Below are 20,000 nucleotides of genomic sequence, written 5' to 3'. Positions count from 1 at the left end.
TACATGACTGCTTCCACAGCTCCCATCCTCATCACCGGCGCCGGCCAGCGGGTCGGTCTGCATTGTGCGCAGCGTTTGCTGGAAGACGGCCATCGGGTGATCTTCACCTATCGCAGCGAACGGCCGGGCGTGAAGGTGCTTCGGGATCTGGGCGCCATCGGCTTGCACGCGGACTTTTCCAGCGAAGCGTCGATCCTCGCATTCATCACCGAACTGAAGACCCACACCGACAGCCTGCGCGCCATCGTGCACAACGCCTCGGAGTGGCTGGCGGAAAACGACGACGGCGAAGCCCAAGCCTTCAGTCGCATGTTCAACATTCACATGCTGGCGCCCTACCTGATCAACCTGCATTGCGCCGAACTGCTGCAACGTTCGAGCCCTGCCGACATTGTCCACATCAGCGATGACGTCACGCGCAAGGGCAGCAGCAAACACATCGGCTATTGCGCCAGCAAGGCCGGGCTCGACAGTCTCACGTTGTCCTTCGCTGCGCGCTATGCGCCGTCAATCAAGGTCAACGGCATCGCGCCAGCCCTGCTATTGTTCAATCCCGACGACGACGCGGCGTACCGCGCCAAGGCGCTGGCCAAGTCCGCACTGGGCATCGAACCCGGCAGCGAAGTGATTTATCAGAGCCTGCGCTATCTGCTCGACAACCCGTATGTCACCGGCACGACCCTGACCGTCAACGGCGGGCGGCACGTCAAGTAATACGCCCCCGCGAGGATGCTCCATGACCCGTTCCCTGCCCGAGAATTACCGCGAGATCCTGATCGGTCTCGGTGAAAACCCTAACCGCGAAGGGCTGCTCGACACGCCGGTGCGGGCGGCCAAGGCCATGCAGTATCTGTGTCACGGCTACGAACAGAGCGTCGAGGAGATCGTCAATGGCGCGCTGTTTGCCTCCGACAGCGACGAGATGATCATCGTCGCCGACATCGAACTCTATTCGTTGTGCGAACATCACCTGCTGCCCTTCATCGGCAAGGCCCATGTGGCTTATATTCCGACGGGCAAGGTGCTGGGGCTGTCGAAGATCGCGCGACTGGTGGACATGTTCGCCCGCCGCCTGCAGATCCAGGAAAACCTCACCCGCCAGATCGCCGAGGCGGTCCGGCAAGTCACCGATGCCGCCGGTGTCGCGGTGGTCATCGAAGCCCGGCACATGTGCATGATGATGCGCGGTGTCGAGAAACAGAATTCGACCATGAACACCTCGGTCATGCTCGGCGCCTTCCGCGAGTCGAGCAACACCCGCCAGGAGTTCCTGCAATTGATTGGACGGAGCAAGTAAATGCCACAACTTCAACCGGGAATGGCGCGCATCCGGGTCAAGGATCTGCGCCTGCGCACCTTTATCGGGATCAACGAGGACGAAATCCTCAACAAGCAGGATGTGCTGATCAACCTGACCATCCTGTACGCCGCGCAGGAAGCGGTGCGAGACAACGACATCGATCACGCGCTGAACTACCGCACCATCACCAAGGCGATCATTGCGCATGTGGAAGGCAACCGTTTCGCGCTGCTCGAACGCCTCACCCAGGAGCTGCTGGATCTGGTGATGGCCAACGAATCGGTGCTGTACGCCGAAGTCGAAGTCGACAAGCCGCATGCCCTGCGATTTGCCGAGTCGGTGTCGATCACCATCGCCGCCAGCCGCTGAACGTGTCTGGCGCTCCGGGCGTCAGACTTTTATCATCCGCGCCACGATTTGACTGCACAGAGCCCATCATGACCGAGCAACAACGCCTCGAACTCGAAGCCGCCGCCTTCCGCCGACTGGTCGCCCACCTGGACAGCCGCAAGGACGTGCAGAACATCGACCTGATGAACCTTGCCGGGTTCTGCCGCAACTGCCTGTCCAAGTGGTACAAGGCCGAGGCCGACGAGCGCCAGATCGAGGTCAGCCTCGACGACGCCCGCGAAGTGGTTTACGGCATGCCGTACGCCGACTGGAAAGCCCAATATCAGCAAGAAGCCAGCGCCGAACAACAAGCGGCGTTCGCCAAAGGAAAACCCCATGACTGATCTGAACACCCTGCGCGCCAGCCTCAAGAGCGGCGAACACGTTTTTGCCGACACCTTGTCCTTCATCGCCGCCGGTTACGACTACCAGCCTCAGGCATTCAACAACGGCGGCGTGGAAAACGCGGCTGGGCAGAATGAAGGTTCGTGCAAGACTCTCGGTCTGGCGCTGCTGGAAGGCCTGAGCGATGAAGAAGTGCTGCTGGCGTTTGGCGAGCACTACCGCTCGGTCGTGGCAACGCCCGAGGGCAGCGATCACGGCAATATCCGTGCGCTGATCCAGCACGGTCTGGCGGGCGTGAAGTTCGAAGCGCAACCGCTGACACGCCGCTGATTCCGAGCGAATCGCAGGCATAAAAAAACCGGCCAATTGGCCGGTTTTTTCGTTTCTGCGATCTTAGAACGAAGCGTTCTGCAGACCGTCCAGGTAACGCTCGGTGTCCAGTGCCGCCATGCAACCGGCGCCGGCCGAGGTGATGGCCTGACGGTAAACGTGGTCGGCCACGTCACCGGCAGCGAAGATGCCTTCGACGCTGGTCGCGGTGGCGTTGCCTTCACGGCCGCCCTGAACCACCAGGTAGCCGTCTTTCAATTCCAGCTGACCTTCGAACAGCGAGGTGTTCGGGGTGTGGCCGATGGCGATGAACACGCCGTCGACCTTGATTTCGTCGAAGCTGCCGTCGTTGTTCTTCAGACGGGCACCGGTCACGCCCATGTTGTCGCCCAGCACTTCGTCCAGGGTTGCGTTCAGTTTCAGCTCGATCTTGCCTTCGGCCACACGGGCGTTGAGCTTGTCGATCAGGATCTTCTCGGCGCGGAAGGTTTCGCGACGGTGGATCAGGGTGACCTTACTGGCGATGTTGGCCAGGTACAGCGCTTCTTCGACAGCGGTGTTACCGCCACCGACCACGGCCACTGGTTTGTTGCGATAGAAGAAACCGTCGCAGGTCGCGCAGGCCGAAACGCCTTTGCCCATGAACGCTTCTTCCGACGGCAGGCCCAGGTAACGAGCGCTGGCGCCGGTGGCGATGATCAGCGCGTCGCAGGTGTAGGTGCCGCTGTCGCCGGTCAGGCTGTATGGCTTGGAAGCGAAGTCCACGGCGTTGATGTGATCGAACACGATCTCGGTTTCAAACCGCTCGGCGTGCTCGCGCATGCGCTCCATCAGTACCGGGCCGGTCAGACCGTGGACGTCGCCCGGCCAGTTGTCGACTTCGGTGGTGGTGGTCAGTTGACCGCCGGCCTGCATGCCGGTGATCAGCAGCGGCTTGAGGTTGGCACGGGCAGCGTAGACAGCAGCGCTGTAACCGGCAGGGCCGGAACCGAGGATGATCACTCGCGAATGACGGACTTCAGACATGAACCTGTCTCCTGTTGACCGGCCGATACATCAGGCGCGGACGCCGGACTGCCGGCGAGAATAAAAAAGGACTGTGGATAACCTTGGGGAAGGCGTGAGCTCGACAGTCCTGTAAAAAGTTGGGTGCAGCGTATCGAGGGGGGCAAGATTAAGGAAATACGGTTTAACAATCCAGCTCATAGGTGGTCTCTATGCCGAGACACTGACGAGATGGATGTGTTTCCCAAGCAGGACGACCGCAACCCTCTGAACCTTCCCGTCACGCGGCGAATCCATTTTCCCGCAACGTAAACCATTCACCCAGCGCGTCAACAGGCATGGGCGGCGCGCAGAGGTAACCCTGGCCGATCCTCACCCCCATTTGCGCAAGACAGCAACGCTGTTCCTCTGTTTCGATACCTTCGACAATCAGGCTCATGCCCAACTCCCTGGCCAACAAGGTAGTCGAACGCGCAATACTGCGGTGCTGTGAAGACTTGAGAACGTGACGAGTGAATTCGCCAGCCAGCTTGATTTCATCGAACGGCAATTGGCACAGGCGAAACAAGGTAGAGTGGCCCGTCCCGTAGTCGTCGAGTGACAAGCGCACGCCGAGCTGGCGAAGACGGATGACGTTTTGCACACAAATATCGCTCGCGATCGCGGGGCCGTCTTCAGTAATTTCAAACGTCACCGACGATAACGGCAAAGAGTGTTTGAGCAGACGAACCAGCAAGCGCTCAACTAATGCTGTTCTGGTCAGTTGCAGAAGACTTAGATTAAAAGCTACGCCTAATTTTCGACCGTGATTATGTTGCTTGATCTGACCAGCGAGCCCCTGCTCAAGGAGTTCACATACCAAATCATCGAGCAGGCGCTCGCGTACCATTGTCGGGATAAACACTGCCGGACACAACAGCCCAAATTCGGGGTGTTGCCAACGAGCAAGGACCTCCATCGAATGAACGGTATTACTGGTCAGATCGAACTTTGGTTGCACATATGCTTGAAACTCCCCTTGAAGCAAGCCTCTTAAAATTTCCCGTGCGTTGATGTCCTCTATCTTCGGCTGCGCAACCTCAAGCTTTCCAGCGCGAGCAGGTCTATGTAAATTAAGTGCGGTAAACATGAGTAAAACCTGATTCGAATCGTCCGCTAAGGGTATGCGAACGACCGAGCGCGTCCTTTAAGAAAATTCTCAAAATTGACCACCTCCCCCCTCTAAGTTTGCTGAAAAAAGATGCAGATTGACTACAGCGGTTGCTCAATCCGCAGGGGTTTCGAGCATTAAAGTTGGAGTCGATTTAAACCAGACTCGGACAATCGTTGCCGAATAATCGAGAGTCGGCCTCTCTGCTCGCAACCAGCGCTACTGCGTAGGCTTGCGTGTCAAAAAACTGGATTCGGGCGAATTCAGCTAAAATTCAACTGTTTTAATCATTTTTATCAACTCCACCTGAGCATGCTCAAGTTTCATCGCATAGAACTTCATTCGAACCTTATCAATAACAGGAGCCTCACACTCTTTCTCCAAATCAATACTACGTTCGATAACTTCCACCCCCTCCACAATTTTCGCCGCGCCTGCTATGCGATGAGCTAAACTTCCGAGTCGTCGGGGGTCGCACTCCGAAATCAATGCACGCAATTCCACAAGATCCCTTTCACAGCTTGATAATGCTTCACAAACGAGCTCCTTCATCACCACAACATCGCCACCTGTGAGTTCATAAAGTCGAGCCCGTATCGATTCTGATGTGTTGCTCACCTCTAAACAATCAACATCAAAGTGCTTTGGTTGAACAGTATTTTCCCAATCGGATAAAATCACAAATAATGTTTCGAGAGAAATTGGTTTAAATAAACAATCATCCATACCTGCCTCTCGGCACTTATTTTTTTCCTCTGGCTGCGCGTTTGCAGTTAGCCCTAATATACAACAGCGAGCAGATCCACGTTCCTGCTCATACTGGCGAATCCTGCGAGTCAATACATAACCATCCATGACCGGCATATTGCAATCCGTAATAACGATATCAAACTGCTCAGCTCGCCATAATGAAAGTGCCTCAGCCCCGTCAGCAGCTCCAACAACCGTCTGACCGAAAAACTTCAACTGCTGACTTGTCAACAATCGATTGGCAGGTTGATCATCAACAACCAGAATACGTAGCACTGGAAGAGGCTTATCGTGGATTATGGAAGTTTTTACCGGTTTATCGCTCACGGAGTTGAGCATAGTCAAATACAGCGAGACCTCAACACAAGTACCTCTGCCCAAAACGCTTGTAACGTTAATTTGCCCCCCCATCAATTCGCACAAAGAGCGAGAAATAACCAGTCCCAACCCCGTTCCGCCTCTAGAAGGTCCCTGATCAACTTGAGCGAACGGCCGAAAGAGCTTACGTAAATCCGACTCAGAAATACCGATCCCAGTGTCTTCAACTTTAAGTCTTATCTGAAGGCGATAGTCGGCGAGCTGATACCCAAATAGGGAAATATTGACATGACCAAAATCCGTAAACTTAATTGCATTTCCTACCAAGTTCGACAGTATTTGCCGAAAGCGCACTGAATCCACTAATACATCACATCCGAGACTGGCGTCGATATCCAACCTTAGCTCGAGCCCTTTCTGCCTGGCTAAACCGTCAAACACACGTGCAACGGACTCAACCAGTTCCCTGAGATTCGCGCGCGAGGGCGAAAGACTGACATGACCAGACTCGATGCGAGCAACATCAAGGATGTCTCCGATAAGTACGAGCAAGGATTTCGCCGAGTCGTAGGCCACCTCGACCATAGACTGATCAAAATGCCCCTGTTCAGCACGCTTGAGCGTCAACTCTAGCATTCCGATTACCGCGCTCATCGGGGTGCGAATTTCGTGACTCATCGTCGCTAGAAATGTCGTTTTCGCGCGGCTTGCTTCATCTGCAAACTCCTTTGCCGAGCGTAACTCCTCGATCAGCTCACGACGCTCACTGATGTCGATCCAGCCACAAATCACTCCTTTCACTTCACCTTCCGTGTCGTGATAGGGCTGAATCCAGTGGTAGATAGCCAACCGTTTACCACCGACATGGAGCGTGCGATCTACTTCATAGGGTATGTTTTGCTGCATGACTCGCAAATAGTCATCATGAAATTGCAGCGCTTCCTGGCGATTTCGTTTGCCACTTTCGAACACGGTCTTTCCGATGACGTCCTTTTCACTCAACCCGAAGGTTTCGAGATAGTTGTTATTACACATCAGTAACCGACCCTCTCGGTCACGAACGTAAATCGGATGAGGAGTTCCATTTATCAGGGACCCCATAAATTTTAACTGTTCGCTGAGCAAACGCTCAGCCCTTTTGCGCTCATGAATTTGCCGTCGGATATAAAAATTCCAGACAAGTGAACCTAAAATTATCAGAAACGCGCCTGCACTGATTTGAAAGATCAGAGTCTTGTAATCACGCCAAGACAGTGCAGAGAACGCAGCGATCGGGCGCCAGCGGTTGAGTATTACATCCAGTTCATCGGGCGGTATACTGAGTAATGCCTTGTTCAAAATACTGATCAGTTCCGTATCAGAACGTCGGGCCGCGAAAGCCAGAAAACCTACATCACCTCCTACAATATTGGAGATGCGCAAAGTATCCTTATAAATATGAGCGATATAATAGCGCGCATTATGCAGCGTAGTAATCATCGCATCCGCTCGCCCCTCCTTTACATCAGCAAGTGCATCCAGAATCGTTGCGCTCTGGATGATACGAATATCGGGGTAATCTTGGAGCAACTCACCCTCGGCAGAACTTTCCGCAACCGCAACACGCTTGCCACGCAGCTCTTGCAAAGTTGAAGCCGCACTTGGATTTTTTGCAGTAACTATCACAAACGGCGTAGCGAGAAAAGGGTGAGTGAAACGCATACCGACTTCACGCGATATTGTGGGCATCAACAATGAAATATCAGCACTCCCGTCAAGCAAGCTGCTACTCAAACTGGAGAAACTGTCAGTTCGTTCAACCTCGAATTGTAATCCAGTACGTCGTTGAATAAGCTCAAGCAAATCTGCACCAATCCCCCCCAAATTACCTTTACGGTCAAAAAATGCAAAGGGCGCTTGATCATCGTTAACCAAAAATCGCACGACAGGGTGCTGTTGGAGCCAACGTACTTCAGTATCGGAAAGATCAATTTTTTCAGGACCCAGGGCACCACCGCCCCCGGACCAGCGTTTGGTAATTTCGCTAGCCCTGGACTGTCCCATAGATTCAATAGTGAAATCAATCAGGCGCTTTAACTGTTGATCGTCTTTGCGCAGTGCGAAGCTGAAGCCGCCAGTTTGGATATTGACAAATGAATGAAGACGCACGTAATTAAAATAAATGATATTTATGAGATAGTTACTCGAAACTGTGTCTCCCAAATATAAATCAACCTTATTGAATGCTAACGCGGCCAGACCAAGCTCATTTGAAGGAAACAATACAAATTCTGCATTTGGGTACAACGCACGAAGCTGGCTAGAGGTTAAATAATCATCAGCGACCGCTACTCGCAGACCGGACAAATCGGCCGAGAAAGAGCGACGATCATCACTTCGCATAAAAATAGCAGGGACATCTTTAACGTATGGTTTACTCAGGATAGCGTTCCCGTCAGAAACTTCAAAACTGTTGGAACTACCCAAAATATCAATCTCACCACTCTTCAGGGCATTTATAGCGGCCGATCGCGTAGGAAATGCTTTGACATTAACTTCAACATGTAACGCCTGACCGATTACGCAAACCATGTCTGCGACGATACCCTCATAACGAGTTCCACTTGCAGTCATAACGTATGGGGGAAAATCCGGCAAAGCCGCTCCGAGCACTAAAACTCGTTTCTGGCGCAGCCAACTCCAATCGTCATTAGAAAGTTCAAGCTGCAACTGATTGCAATCTACCCTTGCAGACAATTGCAGAGAACGGTAATCAGCAGCCAATAAACTTGCTGACAGGGATAATGAAATGATGCTTGCCAGCAAAAGCCTGAGGAATAGATTGGGCATACACCTAATTTTCCTGCATTTTATTATCTTTCAAAGAGTGCTGCAGCTTGAACAACTCTGCATCGTTACGTATGCCAAGTTTTTTAAGAGCAGTTCTTTTTTGCCCGCTGATGGTTTTACGGCTACGAGAAAACTTAAGTGCTATCTGCGTAACGCCCAATCCCTCAAGGCAGCAGCGTAAAACCTCCTTCTCTTTCAAGGAAAGCAGCGGACTGCTCAATAGGTCATGACTGGGCGACTGCTGGCTATCAGTTGCAATCGCCTGTTCGTTGCGTATTTCTTGCTTCGAGTCGAGCTCAAAGGCCATGCCCGGCCCTAAATACAATTTTTCAGACGCAACACAACGAATGCCGGTGATCAAATCGTCAACAGCCTGAGATTTCCCGAAAAAACCGCCTACCCCAGCGTCGAGTACCATTTTCACGACTGCCGGCCTTTCTTCAGAGGAGGAAACCAGGATTCGCATTTCTGGGTAACGTTGGCGCAACAATCTGATCAGGTTTAATCCGTCAAACTCATCTTCGTGCAATTTGTAATCGAGAATCAGTAGATCGAACTCAGTTGCGCGCAATCCCGCGAGTAGCTGCGCACTGCTACTGTAAACTCCCAAAATACTGAAATCCGCCTCACGCGTGAGGCGGGACTTCATCGCGAGGCGTATGAGCGAGTGGTCATCCAGGATAGCAAGGCGTAATGGTTTTACTACTGACCAGTGCATGACTAGCTCCAAACATGAGAAAGCACACGGGAATCAACATCCGCCAACCGCTGAGGAGGCTCACACATCCAATTTCAGTTTTCAGACATGTCTTATCTACCCTTCAGGCGATCATGGACATTCTAATCCATTTTTGAAATAGGGCTTTGTCCCAAAAGCCAGCCGAACTGCGAATCACGCTCCAGCGCCAAAATTCCTCATGCCGCCCCACGAGAAAGGACAGATTCAAACCCTTCACAGAAACACGCTATATATAGGGCTTGCCATATTCTGAATGTCTCTCGCGACGAAGCCCTTGCGCCCCCCATCTCAAAGCCTTTAAGACAAAGTTATCGTAATCCCGTTGATTCACAACTTGATCATTCAAAAAATAGCTGCTCCAGTTTAGCTAGAAGGGCAAGCTATTGATCATCTCTGCATAAATATCGGTAGAAATAGAGTTACCAAACAAACAAAAACTACTTGGGTAGCTCACCCATCTGGCGCAACAAGCCTGCAAGTACTCGCTCTAACCACTTTGAGACAATTCTTAGTGATATAAAATTTCGAATCAATACACTTAGCTTCGTGCCTCAGTGCCGTATGCAATTCAACACTTAGCTAGGTTTATAACTCATGAATAAATTCGTTTTAGCTGCACTAACTTTGTCACTGGTTGCTGCTTCTAGCGGCGTTATGGCAGCCACTACCAAGGGTGGCAGTGGCCAGATCAGTTTTACCGGTGTGATCAACAACGACGCTTGTTCGGTTGATGGCGCGACAGGGAAAGACAAAATGATCACAGTTGACATGGGCAACGTGTCAATTAAAGACATGGGAACAGAGTCAGCACCGACTGCTGGTCGTATGGCTGCCAATGATTTCAACCTGAAGGTCAACTGCAACGCCGGCACCAAAGTTTCGATGCTATTTAAACCATCCGCTAACGGTGGATCCGGACTCGTTGACGGCAAAAAAGTACTGAAGCTGCAAGGTGCGGACGCTGCAAAAGGTGTGGGTATTGCGTTGCTTGATAACAATGGCCAACTGATTGACCTGAGCTCCGATGCTACTGCCAAGATTGAAACAGGCCTGACCGGCGATCCTGATAAAGGTGGGGACGGAACTCTGTCGTTCTCCGCCGCTTACGTGGTGACCGGTGACATCGCCGCGGCTAGCGCGGGTACCGGCAACGCCTCTCTTCCATTCGTACTCGAATACGAATAACTAAAATATAGAGCGAGGCAATCCAACCTCGCTCTATATTTAAACATATTCACAGGTAATCTTTTGTATGCCAGGCCGTAGTCTTTTAATTTTCCTGGGAGTAGTAGCTACTCTTATAACACCTTTTGCGTCCGCCAGCATTTCACTGAGTTCAACAAGAGTTATATTTGATGGCACAAAGAAGGAAGCAAACATCACGGTAAGAAACGGCGATCAGAGCATATTGATACAATCGTGGCTCGATGCGGGTAACAACAATAGTGACAATCTTCCCTTCGCAGTCACACCACCATTGGTACGCATCAGCTCAAAACAGCAGCAATTATTAAGAATTATCTATGAGGGTAGAGGCATGCCTTCTGATAAAGAGTCCGTAATGTGGTTGAACGTTCAGGAGATCCCTCATACAACATCCACTGAAATCAATACTTTGCAATTGGCTATCCGCCAGCGCATTAAAGTTTTTTTTCGCCCCGAAGGGTTATCCGGTGATGCAGCAAAAGCCCCCGAACAGCTTTATTGGAGTTTGAGAAATTCATCTGAAAAACAAACATTAATTGTGACAAACAAGAGCAACTACCACGTTTCACTCGCAGATCTAAAATTAGCGTCAGGCGATCTGACTGAACTGGTAACTGATTCAACGATGATTAAACCGGGTGAAACCAGGTCTTTTCCACTGAAGAAAACGGTTATAGGCAGTGCAAGCCGCTTAACATTCTTGGTCATTAATGACTACGGGGCGCAACAGGATTTTGAAGCGCAACTAGACGAATTAGAGAATCACACCAAACGCAACAAGACACCAGTCAAAAAGTAACTTCCCCCCCAACACGCCATAAGTTACTCGCTAAATATCTGGTTGATCTTTAGCGATTACACATAAGGCATTCAAATGTTTTTTTCAAAATCAAACATCAACGCTACCAATTACAAAACATTTTCAAAAGCGCGACGTATACGCCCTTTGTGCTTGGCGATTAACATGGCCATTTACGGCATAAGCTATGGTGCCGAATCTAACAGCGTGTTTTTTGAGGAATCTTTTAACACTCAATTCATGCACGGAACTTCAGCTGTAGACTTGCAACCAATATTAAATGTTAACAACGTATTACCTGGCCGGTATCGCCTGGATATTTTCAGCAATGGAACACGTGTTGGTACGCGCGACGTTGATTTTATAACCAACCCAGTGAATGACAAGGTAGAGCCAAAAATAGCTTTGGAGTTACTGAAACAGCTGGGTATAAACATGCAGAAACTTTACGACCAGGGCTTAATTGACGAAAAAAATCCTGCAGACCATTACGATCTTCCAACGATTATCGACCATGCAAGAGTCAGCTTCGATTCTAATCGTCTACGATTGAATGTAAGTGTCCCCCAAATCGCAATTGCACGCGGCATGCGCGGTTATGTCGACTCTGAACTGTGGGACGAGGGGGTCACTGCAGGGTTTGTGAATTACCAATTTAGCACTGCTCGTAACCATACAAATACCGGAACACAAAAAACAAATAATCTGGGCCTGCGTAACGGCATAAACTTTGGTGCATGGCGTCTACGTAACGAATCTAACTTCAGTACATCCACGGGCCAAGCGAATCGCTTCGTAACTAACCGAACCTTTGTGCAGCATGATTTAACCGCACTTAAAGGTCAGTTTAGCGTGGGTGAAATATTCTCCGAATCCGGGCTATTTGACAGCGTGCGATACCGGGGCTTGAAGCTTGCGTCCGATGACGGAATGCGTGCCGATAGCGAGCGTGGCTATGCGCCGATTATTCGTGGTGTCGCTGAAACGAATGCGAAGATCGAAGTTCGCCAGAATAATTACATCCTATATACGACTAACGTGTCGCCCGGTCCGTTTGAGATTGGTGATATTTATCCATCGGGATCCAACGGCGACCTGGAAATCACTGTCATCGAAGCCGATGGTCGTCGAAAAGTAACACGACAAGCCTTTTCCACGCTTCCGACTATGGTCCGTGAAGGCCAAGTGAAGTACAGCGTATCGGGCGGAAAATTCAATAATAAAATAAAAGGTTATGAGAAACCCAGTTTCATAAGTAGTAATTTCGCCTACGGCCTCACAAGTGACTTGACAGGAATTGCCGGCTTACAGACCAGCGATGGTTTTCAAGCTGTTGCTATAGGCGCTTCCAAAAATACATCCATTGGTGCGATGTCGATCGATATAACTGAGTCATCCAGTAAAGCCAATGGAAAATCGACCCATGGGGCCAGCGTGCGCGCGCTCTACGCCAAGACTTTCACAGGTACTGATACTAGCCTGACTCTAGCCGCTTACAGGTACTCGACCGAAGGGTACCGAACGCTCACAGATCACGTAGAGGACATCAGTAAAGATGCTACAACGCGTAACGGAAACTCCAAGATAAGAACCGATCTGACAATTAACCAAACACTTGGAGGTGAGCGGGAACTAGGATCTTTGTATTTAAACGCGTCTGATCAGCGCTACTGGGATCGCGGTAGCTCACGCAGCGTTTCTGCCGGATACAGCAATAACTGGCAAGACCTGAATTACAATATTAACCTCAGTAAAACTGAAGAAATTGGGGTACTCGGTGGAAAAACGAATGACACTCAATTTAGCGTTTCGATTTCCTTTCCACTAGGGTCCAGTCCACGCGCTCCGCGAACGTATATTTCCAGCAGCCATCAGAAATCCGGCAGCACAACGCAAGCCGGTATAAATGGCTTCTTCACCGAAGACAGCGATACCTTTTACTCCGTTCAGAGTGGAAGGGATTCCGAAGGTAGCCACTCGAACTCCTTCAGTCTAGATACGCGGACATCAATTGGAGACATGGGGCTGGGCTATAGTCGTGGCAATAACTACAGCTCGCAAAGTCTAAATTTATCAGGATCTGTTGTAGCTCACGCTGGTGGAATCAACTTGGGGCAGACCGTTGGCGAAACGTTTGCGTTAGTTGAAGCAACCGGAACATCCGACCTACCGGTTAGTAGTTATTCAAGTGTAAAAACAGGATCTAACGGATATGCAGTCATACCTAATGCGCAACCTTATCGTGTTAACTGGATAACTCTCGACACGCGTAATCTGGGTGGCGATATTGAACTGGATAACGCAACACAACAACTGATCCCGAGACGAGGTGCAATTGTCAAAGCAATCTTTGAAAGCAAAAAAGGACGGCGTGTACAATTTAAACTTTATGATATCAACGGCGAGATAATTCCTTTCGGTGCGATATTAGAAGACGATCATGGCAAAAAGCTCGCGATGTCCGATCCAACTGGCAAAGCACTGGCCTTTGTTATCAAGACCAAAGGAAATATAGTAATAAAGTGGCAGGGAAAACAATGTATCGCACCTTATACGCTTCCGAAAAAAGAAACCAAAGTAAATTATGAACGATTAGAGCTTTCTTGCCAAAGTTAATCATAAACCAAAACCCATATGGCTTCATTCCAAACAATTCAACACACATCAGACGGGTTTAAAGAAGCCAACCAGCGACTATTACAGAAGAAAATAAATTGATGAAAAACACATACAGAAATATGTCACTCAACATATTAAAAAACCCCAACACTTCTAGAATCATTTTTCTGATTGCTTTTAGGATAAGTACTTTTATTTTCCTCCTTCTGATTTGCGGACTGGATCAAGCAAAAGCAGAAAACTGCTACTTTACCGAAAAAGACACTTTTAAACAGATGCGAACTTTTACGTACAACGGAAATAGCGTTGAGGTACCGGCTGATAGTGGGGACACTGAAATTTATAAATCCACATTTTCTAGTTACTATCGACAAATTTCCGTTGCCTGTAAGACCATGCAAAAATCCGGCATCAAGGTTAATCCTTCGATAAGTAGCCAACCGTCGTCGGGAACAGAATTTACTTTCATAAACCACCCAAATTTTTACTGGAAACTTAAATTTGAGAACTATCACTATTTTCCAACTATCAACTCTACGGAGAATAATTTTAATTTCAACACTTTGGATTCCGTTTTCGATTTTTCTAACCGATTCACGCTTTCCATATACAAAAGAGGTGGTAACGCGACTGACGCTTTCACTGTTCCAGCTGGTCTATTGGGGACTTGGGCTTCGACAGATGGTTTTAAGGTGGCAGAAATAGTATTAAGTAACCCTATTAACATCAGCACTACAACTTGCGAAACCAACAACATCAACGTAGATATGAAGGACTACAATCTATCGGAACTTCAAAGCACCAGTAACGGCACGAAAAACATTTCTTTCAACTTGAACCTGACAAAATGCCCAAACTCAATAAAAAACGTAAAATATTCATTAAAAGCCACAACCGAAGCTATCAACACTGAGCAAGGTATTGTATCTCTTAACAATAGCTCAACAGCCAAAGGGATCGCTCTTCAGGTAAAAGATTCGGAAGGCGTCCCTTTGAAGCTTGATAGTTATCATCAATTTACAGGGTCAAAAAATGGAGACACATTCAGCATCCCGCTGAACGCATCCTATGTCAAGCTCCCAAACAAAGAGCTTAAAGCTGGAACAGCAAACACCGAGGTTACGTTTTTAATTCAATACTTATAAGCGACAACTGCGCCATTCAACACTCGACCACAACGTAAATCCGCAACTTCGTTCACCCTGTTTATTCAGCTCATGCAAACCTCTTCAACACAAGTTGAACATTATGGATAAAGTTCGGAATAACGACCTACCAGAAGTACTTTTTATGTTCTTTAACCTTGAAAGCAAACGATGAATCTGACTGGAGCTCCCCTGCCGTAACCACTGGCGCTTTAACGTCATGGAGCGATCTCTGGCAAACGTTAGAAGCATAGTCAGAGTTGACCAGTCACTGTCTTGACTTAGTATTCAGAGGCATTGCTCATCCAGTTGATGCAACCGATTTACCCACTCAGATCTTTGTTACAGTGAATGTCGATCCCGCCGCCGCGCTTTCACAGGTTCTGCAAAGTCGGTAAGGTCGGCGCGTTTTCCCTTGCTCGGAGCACCTTATGCCCGCCCCTGTTCTGTCCGGCCCGCAATACCTGCGCGAAGGCCTCAAACTGGTCTTGAGCCCGGGCCTGCGCCTGTTCGTGCTGCTGCCGCTGGCCATCAACCTGGTGCTGTTCGTCGGATTGATTTATCTGGCCGGCCACCAGTTCAGCCTGTGGGTCGACACGCTGATGCCGTCGCTGCCCGAATGGTTGAGCTTTCTCAGTTACATCCTCTGGCCACTGTTCGTGGTACTGGTGGCATTGATGGTGTTCTTCACCTTCACCATGCTGGCCAACGTGATCGCTGCCCCCTTCAACGGTTTCCTCGCGGAAAAAGTCGAAGTCGTGGTGCGCGGCACCGACGACTTCCCGGCCTTCAGCTGGGGCGAACTGATCGCGATGATCCCGCGCACCCTGGCCCGGGAAATGCGCAAGCTCGGTTACTTCCTGCCCCGGGCGATCGGCCTGTTCATCCTCTCGTTCATCCCGGTGGTGAACATCGTCGCCGCGCCGCTGTGGCTGCTGTTCGGGGTGTGGATGATGGCGATCCAGTACATCGACTACCCGGCGGACAACCACAAACTCGGCTGGAACGAAATGCTCGCCTGGCTGCGTCAGAAGCGCTGGCAGAGCATGAGTTTTGGCGGCATCGTCTATCTGGTGCTGCTGATTCCGGTGGTCAACATCCTGATGATGCCGGCCGCCGTGGCCGGTGCGACGCTGTTCTGGGTACGCGAGCGCGGGGCCGAGAATCTGGTGACGCAGCGCTGAGGCCGCGTCACAAATCCATCATCCGAACGTCACAACCACGACATGGCCTCAGCCGACACTGAGGTCATGACGACAGCTCTACGTATCACCCTCATCAGCGAAACCTTCCCACCGGAAATCAACGGCGTGGCCAATACCCTTGGCCGCTTGTGCGACGGTTTACGCGCTCGCGGGCATCGAGTGGAACTGGTGCGACCGCGTCAGGCCGAGGATCCGCAGCGCAGTGAAGATGACGCTTTACTGCTGTGCCGCGGCTGGCCGTTGCCGGGTTACCCGGGCTTGCAATGGGGCCAGTCGTCGATGCACAAACTGCTGCGACGCTGGACGCGCCAGCGCCCGGACGTTCTCTATATCGCCACCGAAGGTCCGCTCGGGCTGTCAGCATTGCGCGCGGCACGGCGGCTCGGTATTGCCGTGGTCAGCGGCTTTCATACCAATTTTCAGCAATACACCCACCAGTACGGACTGGGTTTGCTGACGCGCTTGCTTACTCATTATCTGCGCTGGTTTCACAATCGTTCGGCCCTGACCCTGGTGCCGAGCGTCAGCCAGCGCCTGGAGCTGGAGCGTCGGCACTTCGAACGCCTGGCGCAGCTGTCGCGAGGGGTCGACAGTCAACTGTTTCACCCGGCCAAACGCCTGAATGCCTTGCGTGAGCAATGGGGTATTGGCGAGCAGGACATTGCCGTCATTCACGTAGGACGCCTGGCGCCGGAGAAAAACCTCGGCCTGCTCAAGCGCTGTTTCGAAAAGCTCGCCGGCACTTATCCACAGCGCAACCTGAAGCTGATCGTGGTCGGTGACGGGCCGCAACGAATGGCACTGGAAAAGGAACTGCCCGAGGCGATTTTCTGCGGCTCGCAACGGGGCGAGGCGCTGGCGGCGCACTATGCGTCGGGGGATGTATTTCTATTTCCGAGCCTGACCGAAACCTTCGGCAACGTCGTGCTCGAAGCGCTTGCTTCAGGCCTTGGGGTGGTGGCTTACGACCAGGCTGCTGCGGCCCAGCATATTCGCCATGGCTACAACGGCGTACTGGCGATGCCCGGGGATGAAGAGGCGTTCTGCGAGGCAGCGGCATGGCTGCTGGAAGAGGATGAGAGGTTGCGCTGCGTACGCCTGAACGCACGCCAACACGCCAGCCGTCAGGGTTGGGCAGCTATCGTCGAGCAGTTTGAAAACCATTTGCTGGGGGCTTGCCGCGACCTGCGCGACAAGCCTCCCACTGCAATCAAACCAGCGTCATCAACGCCTCACGGCTGAACGGCAGAATGTCCTGCTCGCGGCCTTCGCGCACTTTCTGCGCCCAGTCCGGATCGACCAGCAGCGCACGCCCCACCGCCACCAGATCGAACTCGTCGTTGTTCAGACGCTCCAGCAGTTTTTCCAGGCTGGCCGGTTGCGCGACCTTGTCGGTGTTGACCATGAACTGCAGGAACTCGCCATCGAGGCCGACGCTGCCGACGGTGATCGTCGGTTTGCCGGTCAGCTTGCGTGTCCAGCCGGCCAGGTTCAGGTCGGAACCGTCGAATTCCGGCTCCCAGAAACGCCGCGTCGAGCAGTGGAAAATGTCCACGCCGGCGTCGGACAGCGGCTTGAGGAACTCGCCCAGCGCTTCGGCGGTTTGCACCAGACGCGCGGTATAGTCCTGCTGTTTCCACTGCGAGAAGCGGAAGATGATCGGGAAGCCTTCGCCAACAGCTGCGCGTACGGCCTGAATCAGCTCGATGGCGAAACGTGAACGGTTGGCCAGGCTGCCACCGTATTCGTCGGTGCGCTGGTTGCTGCCTTCCCAGAAGAACTGGTCGATCAGGTAACCGTGGGCCCCGTGGATTTCCACGCCGTCCATGCCGATGCGCTGGGCATCTTTGGCCGCCTGGGCAAACGCAGCGATCACATCCTGGATGTCCTGTTGGGTCATGCCGTGCACCACGACCTGACCGTCCTTGAGTTTTTCCGACGGGCCGTAACCCGGCACGCTCGCGTCCGGCTCGGTGCCCAGACGGCGCACATTGCCGACGTGCCACAGTTGCGGAACGATCTTGCCGCCTTCGGCATGCACCGCGTCCACCACTTTTTTCCAGCCAGCCAGCGCAGCTTCACCATAGAAGTGCGGCACGTTCGGGTAACCGTTGGAAGCCAGGTGGCCGACGGTAGTGCCTTCGGTGATGATCAGGCCGACACCGGCCGCCGCGCGACGACGGTAGTATTCAATCACTTTGGAATTGGGTACGCCGCCCGGGGAAAACGAGCGGGTCATGGGCGCCATGACCACGCGGGTCGGCAGTTCGAGGGCACCGAGCTGGAACGGTTTGAACAGGGCTTGTACAGGCATGGGAGGCTCCACGGAAAAATGATTGCCAGGCATGTAACTCATATGACGGCGATAATATGCGCGGTTTCAACCAGCCGATAGCACTATTGATCTGAATGATTAAGGGTCAAAAGGCAGGCGAAAAAAATCGCAGCTCAATGGCTGCGATTTTTGTATTTCAACTCAGGGCTTTTTCAATCGCCGTAATCACCGAAGGATCATCCGGCGCCGTGCGCGGCGAGAAGCGGGCCAGTACCCGACCGTCCTTGCCGAGCAGGAATTTCTCGAAATTCCAGGTGATGTCACCGGGAAACTCCGCGCCCTCGCCCGCCAGCAGACGGTACAGCTGATGCCGGTCGTGCCCGTTGACTTCGAGCTTTTTCGACAACGGAAAACTCACGCCATAGTTGAGGCTGCAGAATTCCTGGATCTCCTGCTCACTGCCCGGTTCCTGACCGGCAAACTGGTTGCACGGCAGGCCCAGCACACTGAAGCCTTTGCCTTTGTATTGCTGATAAAGGTTTTCCAGCGCCGCGTACTGTGGGGTCAAGCCGCATTTGGAGGCGACGTTGACCACCAGCACGACTTGCCCCTTGAAGGGTGCCAGCGGTAGCTCCTGACCATCCAGGGCTGTCAACTTAAGGTCGTGAAAAGCACTCATGACGAACTCCAGATTCCCGTGTTCTACTCGAAACAGCCACTTGGCGAGACCACCAAGGACAGCCGCGGACTAAAAAGGCGCCCTCGGGCGCCTCTCCAGTTCTCTGAGCTTAGCGCAGAAAATCAGTGGTGATGGCCACCTTCGCCATGGACGTGACCATGAGCGATTTCTTCCTGGCTGGCGTCACGGATGGCAACGACCTTCACTTTGAAGTTCAGGCGCTGACCGGCCAGCGGGTGGTTGCCGTCGACGGTGACGTCGTCGCCGTCCAGGTCACGAATGGTGACGATCTGCATCTGGCCGTCCGGCGCGGAAGCGTGGAACTGCATGCCGACTTCCAGCTCGTCAACGCCTTCGAACATGCTGCGGCTCAGGGTGCTGACCAGTTCAGCGGCGTATTCGCCGTAGGCATCTTCCGGCTCGACGGAAACGTCCAGCTCGTTGCCGACTTCCTTACCTTCCAGGGCTTTTTCCAGACCCGGAATGATGTTGCCTGCGCCATGCAGGTAGACCAGCGGAGCGCCGCCGGCGGAGCTGTCGATGACCTCACCAGCGTCGTTGGTCAGGGTATAGTCGATGGAGACAGCCTTATTGGCGGCGATCAGCATGGGGCGAGACCTTTTGCATAAGAATGAAGAACGGACAAGTCTAAACAAGGATTTGCCCGAAAGCGAACACAACCCGGACAGACGGGATCGATTGGCGCCCGTGACCGTCACCGGATTCCATCAGGACGAGGATGGCCACTGGGTCGTCGAGTTGTCCTGCGGCCACACCCAGCACCTGCGCCACCTCCCGCCCTGGCAGTCCCGGGCGTGGGTGCTGGACGCCGCGCAACGTATTGAAAAAATAGGCCAACCCTTTGCTTGCGGTTGGTGCGCACAAGGCTCGGTTAGCGATAACCTTGGCGACTGAA

19 protein-coding genes are annotated in these 20,000 nt (G+C 52.1%); 12 read left to right on the top strand and 7 right to left on the bottom strand.

The genetic code is table 11. The features are described from left to right. Nucleotides 1-3: 3 nt before the first annotated feature. The 5 genes from folM (at nt 4) to L6D81_RS05250 (ending at nt 2,365) form a co-directional block, all read left to right on the top strand. Nucleotides 4-714: a dihydromonapterin reductase gene (gene folM / locus L6D81_RS05270; protein WP_236178169.1), complete on the top strand. Its 711-nt coding sequence runs from the start codon at nt 4-6 to the stop codon at nt 712-714. A gap of 22 nt (nt 715-736) precedes the next feature. Beyond that, on the top strand, nt 737-1,297 hold the full coding sequence (folE, locus tag L6D81_RS05265; protein ID WP_236178168.1) for a GTP cyclohydrolase I FolE: 561 nt from the start codon (nt 737-739) through the stop codon (nt 1,295-1,297). Then, complete coding sequence (gene folX, locus L6D81_RS05260; protein WP_236178167.1) at nt 1,298-1,669, top strand: dihydroneopterin triphosphate 2'-epimerase; 372 nt, start codon at nt 1,298-1,300, stop codon at nt 1,667-1,669. A 68-nt stretch (nt 1,670-1,737) separates the two neighbouring features. Beyond that, nucleotides 1,738-2,034 (top strand): DUF1244 domain-containing protein, encoded by a 297-nt coding sequence (locus L6D81_RS05255; RefSeq protein WP_236178166.1) that lies wholly within the window; start codon nt 1,738-1,740, stop codon nt 2,032-2,034. Then, a complete protein-coding gene (locus L6D81_RS05250; RefSeq protein ID WP_236178165.1) occupies nt 2,027-2,365 on the top strand; it encodes a HopJ type III effector protein in 339 nt (112 codons plus the stop codon). The genes L6D81_RS05255 and L6D81_RS05250 overlap by 8 nt, the downstream gene beginning before the upstream one ends. 63 nt (nt 2,366-2,428) lie before the next feature. On the opposite strand, the gene trxB is transcribed toward L6D81_RS05250, so the two are convergent. The 4 genes from trxB to L6D81_RS05230 all read right to left on the bottom strand — a co-directional run bounded on the left by trxB (nt 2,429) and on the right by L6D81_RS05230 (nt 9,135). Continuing rightward, on the bottom strand, nt 2,429-3,391 hold the full coding sequence (gene trxB, locus L6D81_RS05245) for a thioredoxin-disulfide reductase (protein ID WP_039769336.1): 963 nt from the start codon (nt 3,389-3,391) through the stop codon (nt 2,429-2,431). Between the two features lie 259 nt (nt 3,392-3,650). Continuing rightward, on the bottom strand, nt 3,651-4,499 hold the full coding sequence (locus L6D81_RS05240; RefSeq protein WP_236178164.1) for an EAL domain-containing protein: 849 nt from the start codon (nt 4,497-4,499) through the stop codon (nt 3,651-3,653). 288 nt (nt 4,500-4,787) lie between these two features. Next, the gene (locus tag L6D81_RS05235) at nt 4,788-8,417 is read right to left on the bottom strand and encodes a transporter substrate-binding domain-containing protein (RefSeq protein WP_236178163.1); all 3,630 of its coding nucleotides are present in this window, start codon (nt 8,415-8,417) and stop codon (nt 4,788-4,790) included. A 4-nt stretch (nt 8,418-8,421) separates the two neighbouring features. After that, nucleotides 8,422-9,135: a response regulator transcription factor gene (locus tag L6D81_RS05230; protein ID WP_236178162.1), complete on the bottom strand. Its 714-nt coding sequence runs from the start codon at nt 9,133-9,135 to the stop codon at nt 8,422-8,424. Nucleotides 9,136-9,750: 615 nt separating this feature from the next. Here L6D81_RS05230 and L6D81_RS05225 point away from each other — a divergent pair. From L6D81_RS05225 to L6D81_RS05200, 6 genes are all read left to right on the top strand, one after another. Next, complete coding sequence (locus tag L6D81_RS05225; RefSeq protein WP_236178161.1) at nt 9,751-10,341, top strand: fimbrial protein; 591 nt, start codon at nt 9,751-9,753, stop codon at nt 10,339-10,341. Between the two features lie 67 nt (nt 10,342-10,408). Then, nucleotides 10,409-11,161 (top strand): fimbrial biogenesis chaperone, encoded by a 753-nt coding sequence (locus L6D81_RS05220; RefSeq protein ID WP_236178160.1) that lies wholly within the window; start codon nt 10,409-10,411, stop codon nt 11,159-11,161. A gap of 165 nt (nt 11,162-11,326) precedes the next feature. Continuing rightward, entirely contained in the window at nt 11,327-13,777 is a 2,451-nt protein-coding gene (locus L6D81_RS05215; RefSeq protein ID WP_236178159.1) for a fimbria/pilus outer membrane usher protein, read from the top strand. Nucleotides 13,778-13,878: 101 nt separating this feature from the next. Beyond that, nucleotides 13,879-14,925: a fimbrial protein gene (locus tag L6D81_RS05210; RefSeq protein ID WP_236178158.1), complete on the top strand. Its 1,047-nt coding sequence runs from the start codon at nt 13,879-13,881 to the stop codon at nt 14,923-14,925. A 431-nt stretch (nt 14,926-15,356) separates the two neighbouring features. Next, complete coding sequence (cysZ, locus tag L6D81_RS05205) at nt 15,357-16,109, top strand: sulfate transporter CysZ (RefSeq protein ID WP_011332493.1); 753 nt, start codon at nt 15,357-15,359, stop codon at nt 16,107-16,109. A 42-nt stretch (nt 16,110-16,151) separates the two neighbouring features. Then, nucleotides 16,152-17,372, top strand: a complete 1,221-nt coding sequence (locus L6D81_RS05200; protein WP_236178157.1) for a glycosyltransferase family 4 protein — start codon at nt 16,152-16,154, stop codon at nt 17,370-17,372. Here the strand turns inward: L6D81_RS05200 and L6D81_RS05195 are convergent. The 3 genes from L6D81_RS05195 to L6D81_RS05185 form a co-directional block, all read right to left on the bottom strand. Beyond that, complete coding sequence (locus L6D81_RS05195) at nt 17,341-18,444, bottom strand: NADH:flavin oxidoreductase (protein ID WP_236178156.1); 1,104 nt, start codon at nt 18,442-18,444, stop codon at nt 17,341-17,343. The genes L6D81_RS05200 and L6D81_RS05195 overlap by 32 nt on opposite strands. 157 nt (nt 18,445-18,601) lie before the next feature. Further along, the gene (locus L6D81_RS05190) at nt 18,602-19,084 is read right to left on the bottom strand and encodes a glutathione peroxidase (protein WP_007959082.1); all 483 of its coding nucleotides are present in this window, start codon (nt 19,082-19,084) and stop codon (nt 18,602-18,604) included. Nucleotides 19,085-19,206: 122 nt separating this feature from the next. Further along, nucleotides 19,207-19,692: an FKBP-type peptidyl-prolyl cis-trans isomerase gene (locus L6D81_RS05185; protein WP_007959084.1), complete on the bottom strand. Its 486-nt coding sequence runs from the start codon at nt 19,690-19,692 to the stop codon at nt 19,207-19,209. On the opposite strand from L6D81_RS05185, the gene L6D81_RS05180 reads away from it, so the two are divergent. After that, the gene (locus tag L6D81_RS05180) at nt 19,661-19,999 is read left to right on the top strand and encodes a DUF3565 domain-containing protein (protein ID WP_236178155.1); all 339 of its coding nucleotides are present in this window, start codon (nt 19,661-19,663) and stop codon (nt 19,997-19,999) included. The genes L6D81_RS05185 and L6D81_RS05180 overlap by 32 nt on opposite strands. The last annotated feature ends 1 nt before the right edge of the window (nt 20,000 follow it).

Origin of the sequence: Pseudomonas sputi, assembly GCF_021603585.1 — a bacterium.
Lineage (GTDB): Bacteria > Pseudomonadota > Gammaproteobacteria > Pseudomonadales > Pseudomonadaceae > Aquipseudomonas > Aquipseudomonas sputi.
Note: the sequence above shows the minus strand (reverse complement) of the source record. Positions and strands in the feature narration are given on the sequence as shown.

Coding starts and splice junctions, on each gene's coding strand:
- L6D81_RS05215 (WP_236178159.1), top strand. CDS start 11,327: ATGGCCATTTACGGCATAAGCTATGGTGCCGAATCTAACAGCGTGTTT.
- folM (WP_236178169.1), top strand. CDS start 4: ATGACTGCTTCCACAGCTCCCATCCTCATCACCGGCGCCGGCCAGCGG.
- folX (WP_236178167.1), top strand. CDS start 1,298: ATGCCACAACTTCAACCGGGAATGGCGCGCATCCGGGTCAAGGATCTG.
- L6D81_RS05240 (WP_236178164.1), bottom strand. CDS start 4,499: ATGTTTACCGCACTTAATTTACATAGACCTGCTCGCGCTGGAAAGCTT.
- L6D81_RS05255 (WP_236178166.1), top strand. CDS start 1,738: ATGACCGAGCAACAACGCCTCGAACTCGAAGCCGCCGCCTTCCGCCGA.
- cysZ (WP_011332493.1), top strand. CDS start 15,357: ATGCCCGCCCCTGTTCTGTCCGGCCCGCAATACCTGCGCGAAGGCCTC.
- L6D81_RS05195 (WP_236178156.1), bottom strand. CDS start 18,444: ATGCCTGTACAAGCCCTGTTCAAACCGTTCCAGCTCGGTGCCCTCGAA.
- L6D81_RS05185 (WP_007959084.1), bottom strand. CDS start 19,692: ATGCTGATCGCCGCCAATAAGGCTGTCTCCATCGACTATACCCTGACC.
- trxB (WP_039769336.1), bottom strand. CDS start 3,391: ATGTCTGAAGTCCGTCATTCGCGAGTGATCATCCTCGGTTCCGGCCCT.
- L6D81_RS05225 (WP_236178161.1), top strand. CDS start 9,751: ATGAATAAATTCGTTTTAGCTGCACTAACTTTGTCACTGGTTGCTGCT.
- L6D81_RS05250 (WP_236178165.1), top strand. CDS start 2,027: ATGACTGATCTGAACACCCTGCGCGCCAGCCTCAAGAGCGGCGAACAC.
- L6D81_RS05190 (WP_007959082.1), bottom strand. CDS start 19,084: ATGAGTGCTTTTCACGACCTTAAGTTGACAGCCCTGGATGGTCAGGAG.
- L6D81_RS05220 (WP_236178160.1), top strand. CDS start 10,409: ATGCCAGGCCGTAGTCTTTTAATTTTCCTGGGAGTAGTAGCTACTCTT.
- L6D81_RS05235 (WP_236178163.1), bottom strand. CDS start 8,417: ATGCCCAATCTATTCCTCAGGCTTTTGCTGGCAAGCATCATTTCATTA.
- L6D81_RS05210 (WP_236178158.1), top strand. CDS start 13,879: ATGAAAAACACATACAGAAATATGTCACTCAACATATTAAAAAACCCC.
- L6D81_RS05230 (WP_236178162.1), bottom strand. CDS start 9,135: ATGCACTGGTCAGTAGTAAAACCATTACGCCTTGCTATCCTGGATGAC.
- folE (WP_236178168.1), top strand. CDS start 737: ATGACCCGTTCCCTGCCCGAGAATTACCGCGAGATCCTGATCGGTCTC.
- L6D81_RS05180 (WP_236178155.1), top strand. CDS start 19,661: ATGGAGACAGCCTTATTGGCGGCGATCAGCATGGGGCGAGACCTTTTG.
- L6D81_RS05200 (WP_236178157.1), top strand. CDS start 16,152: ATGGCCTCAGCCGACACTGAGGTCATGACGACAGCTCTACGTATCACC.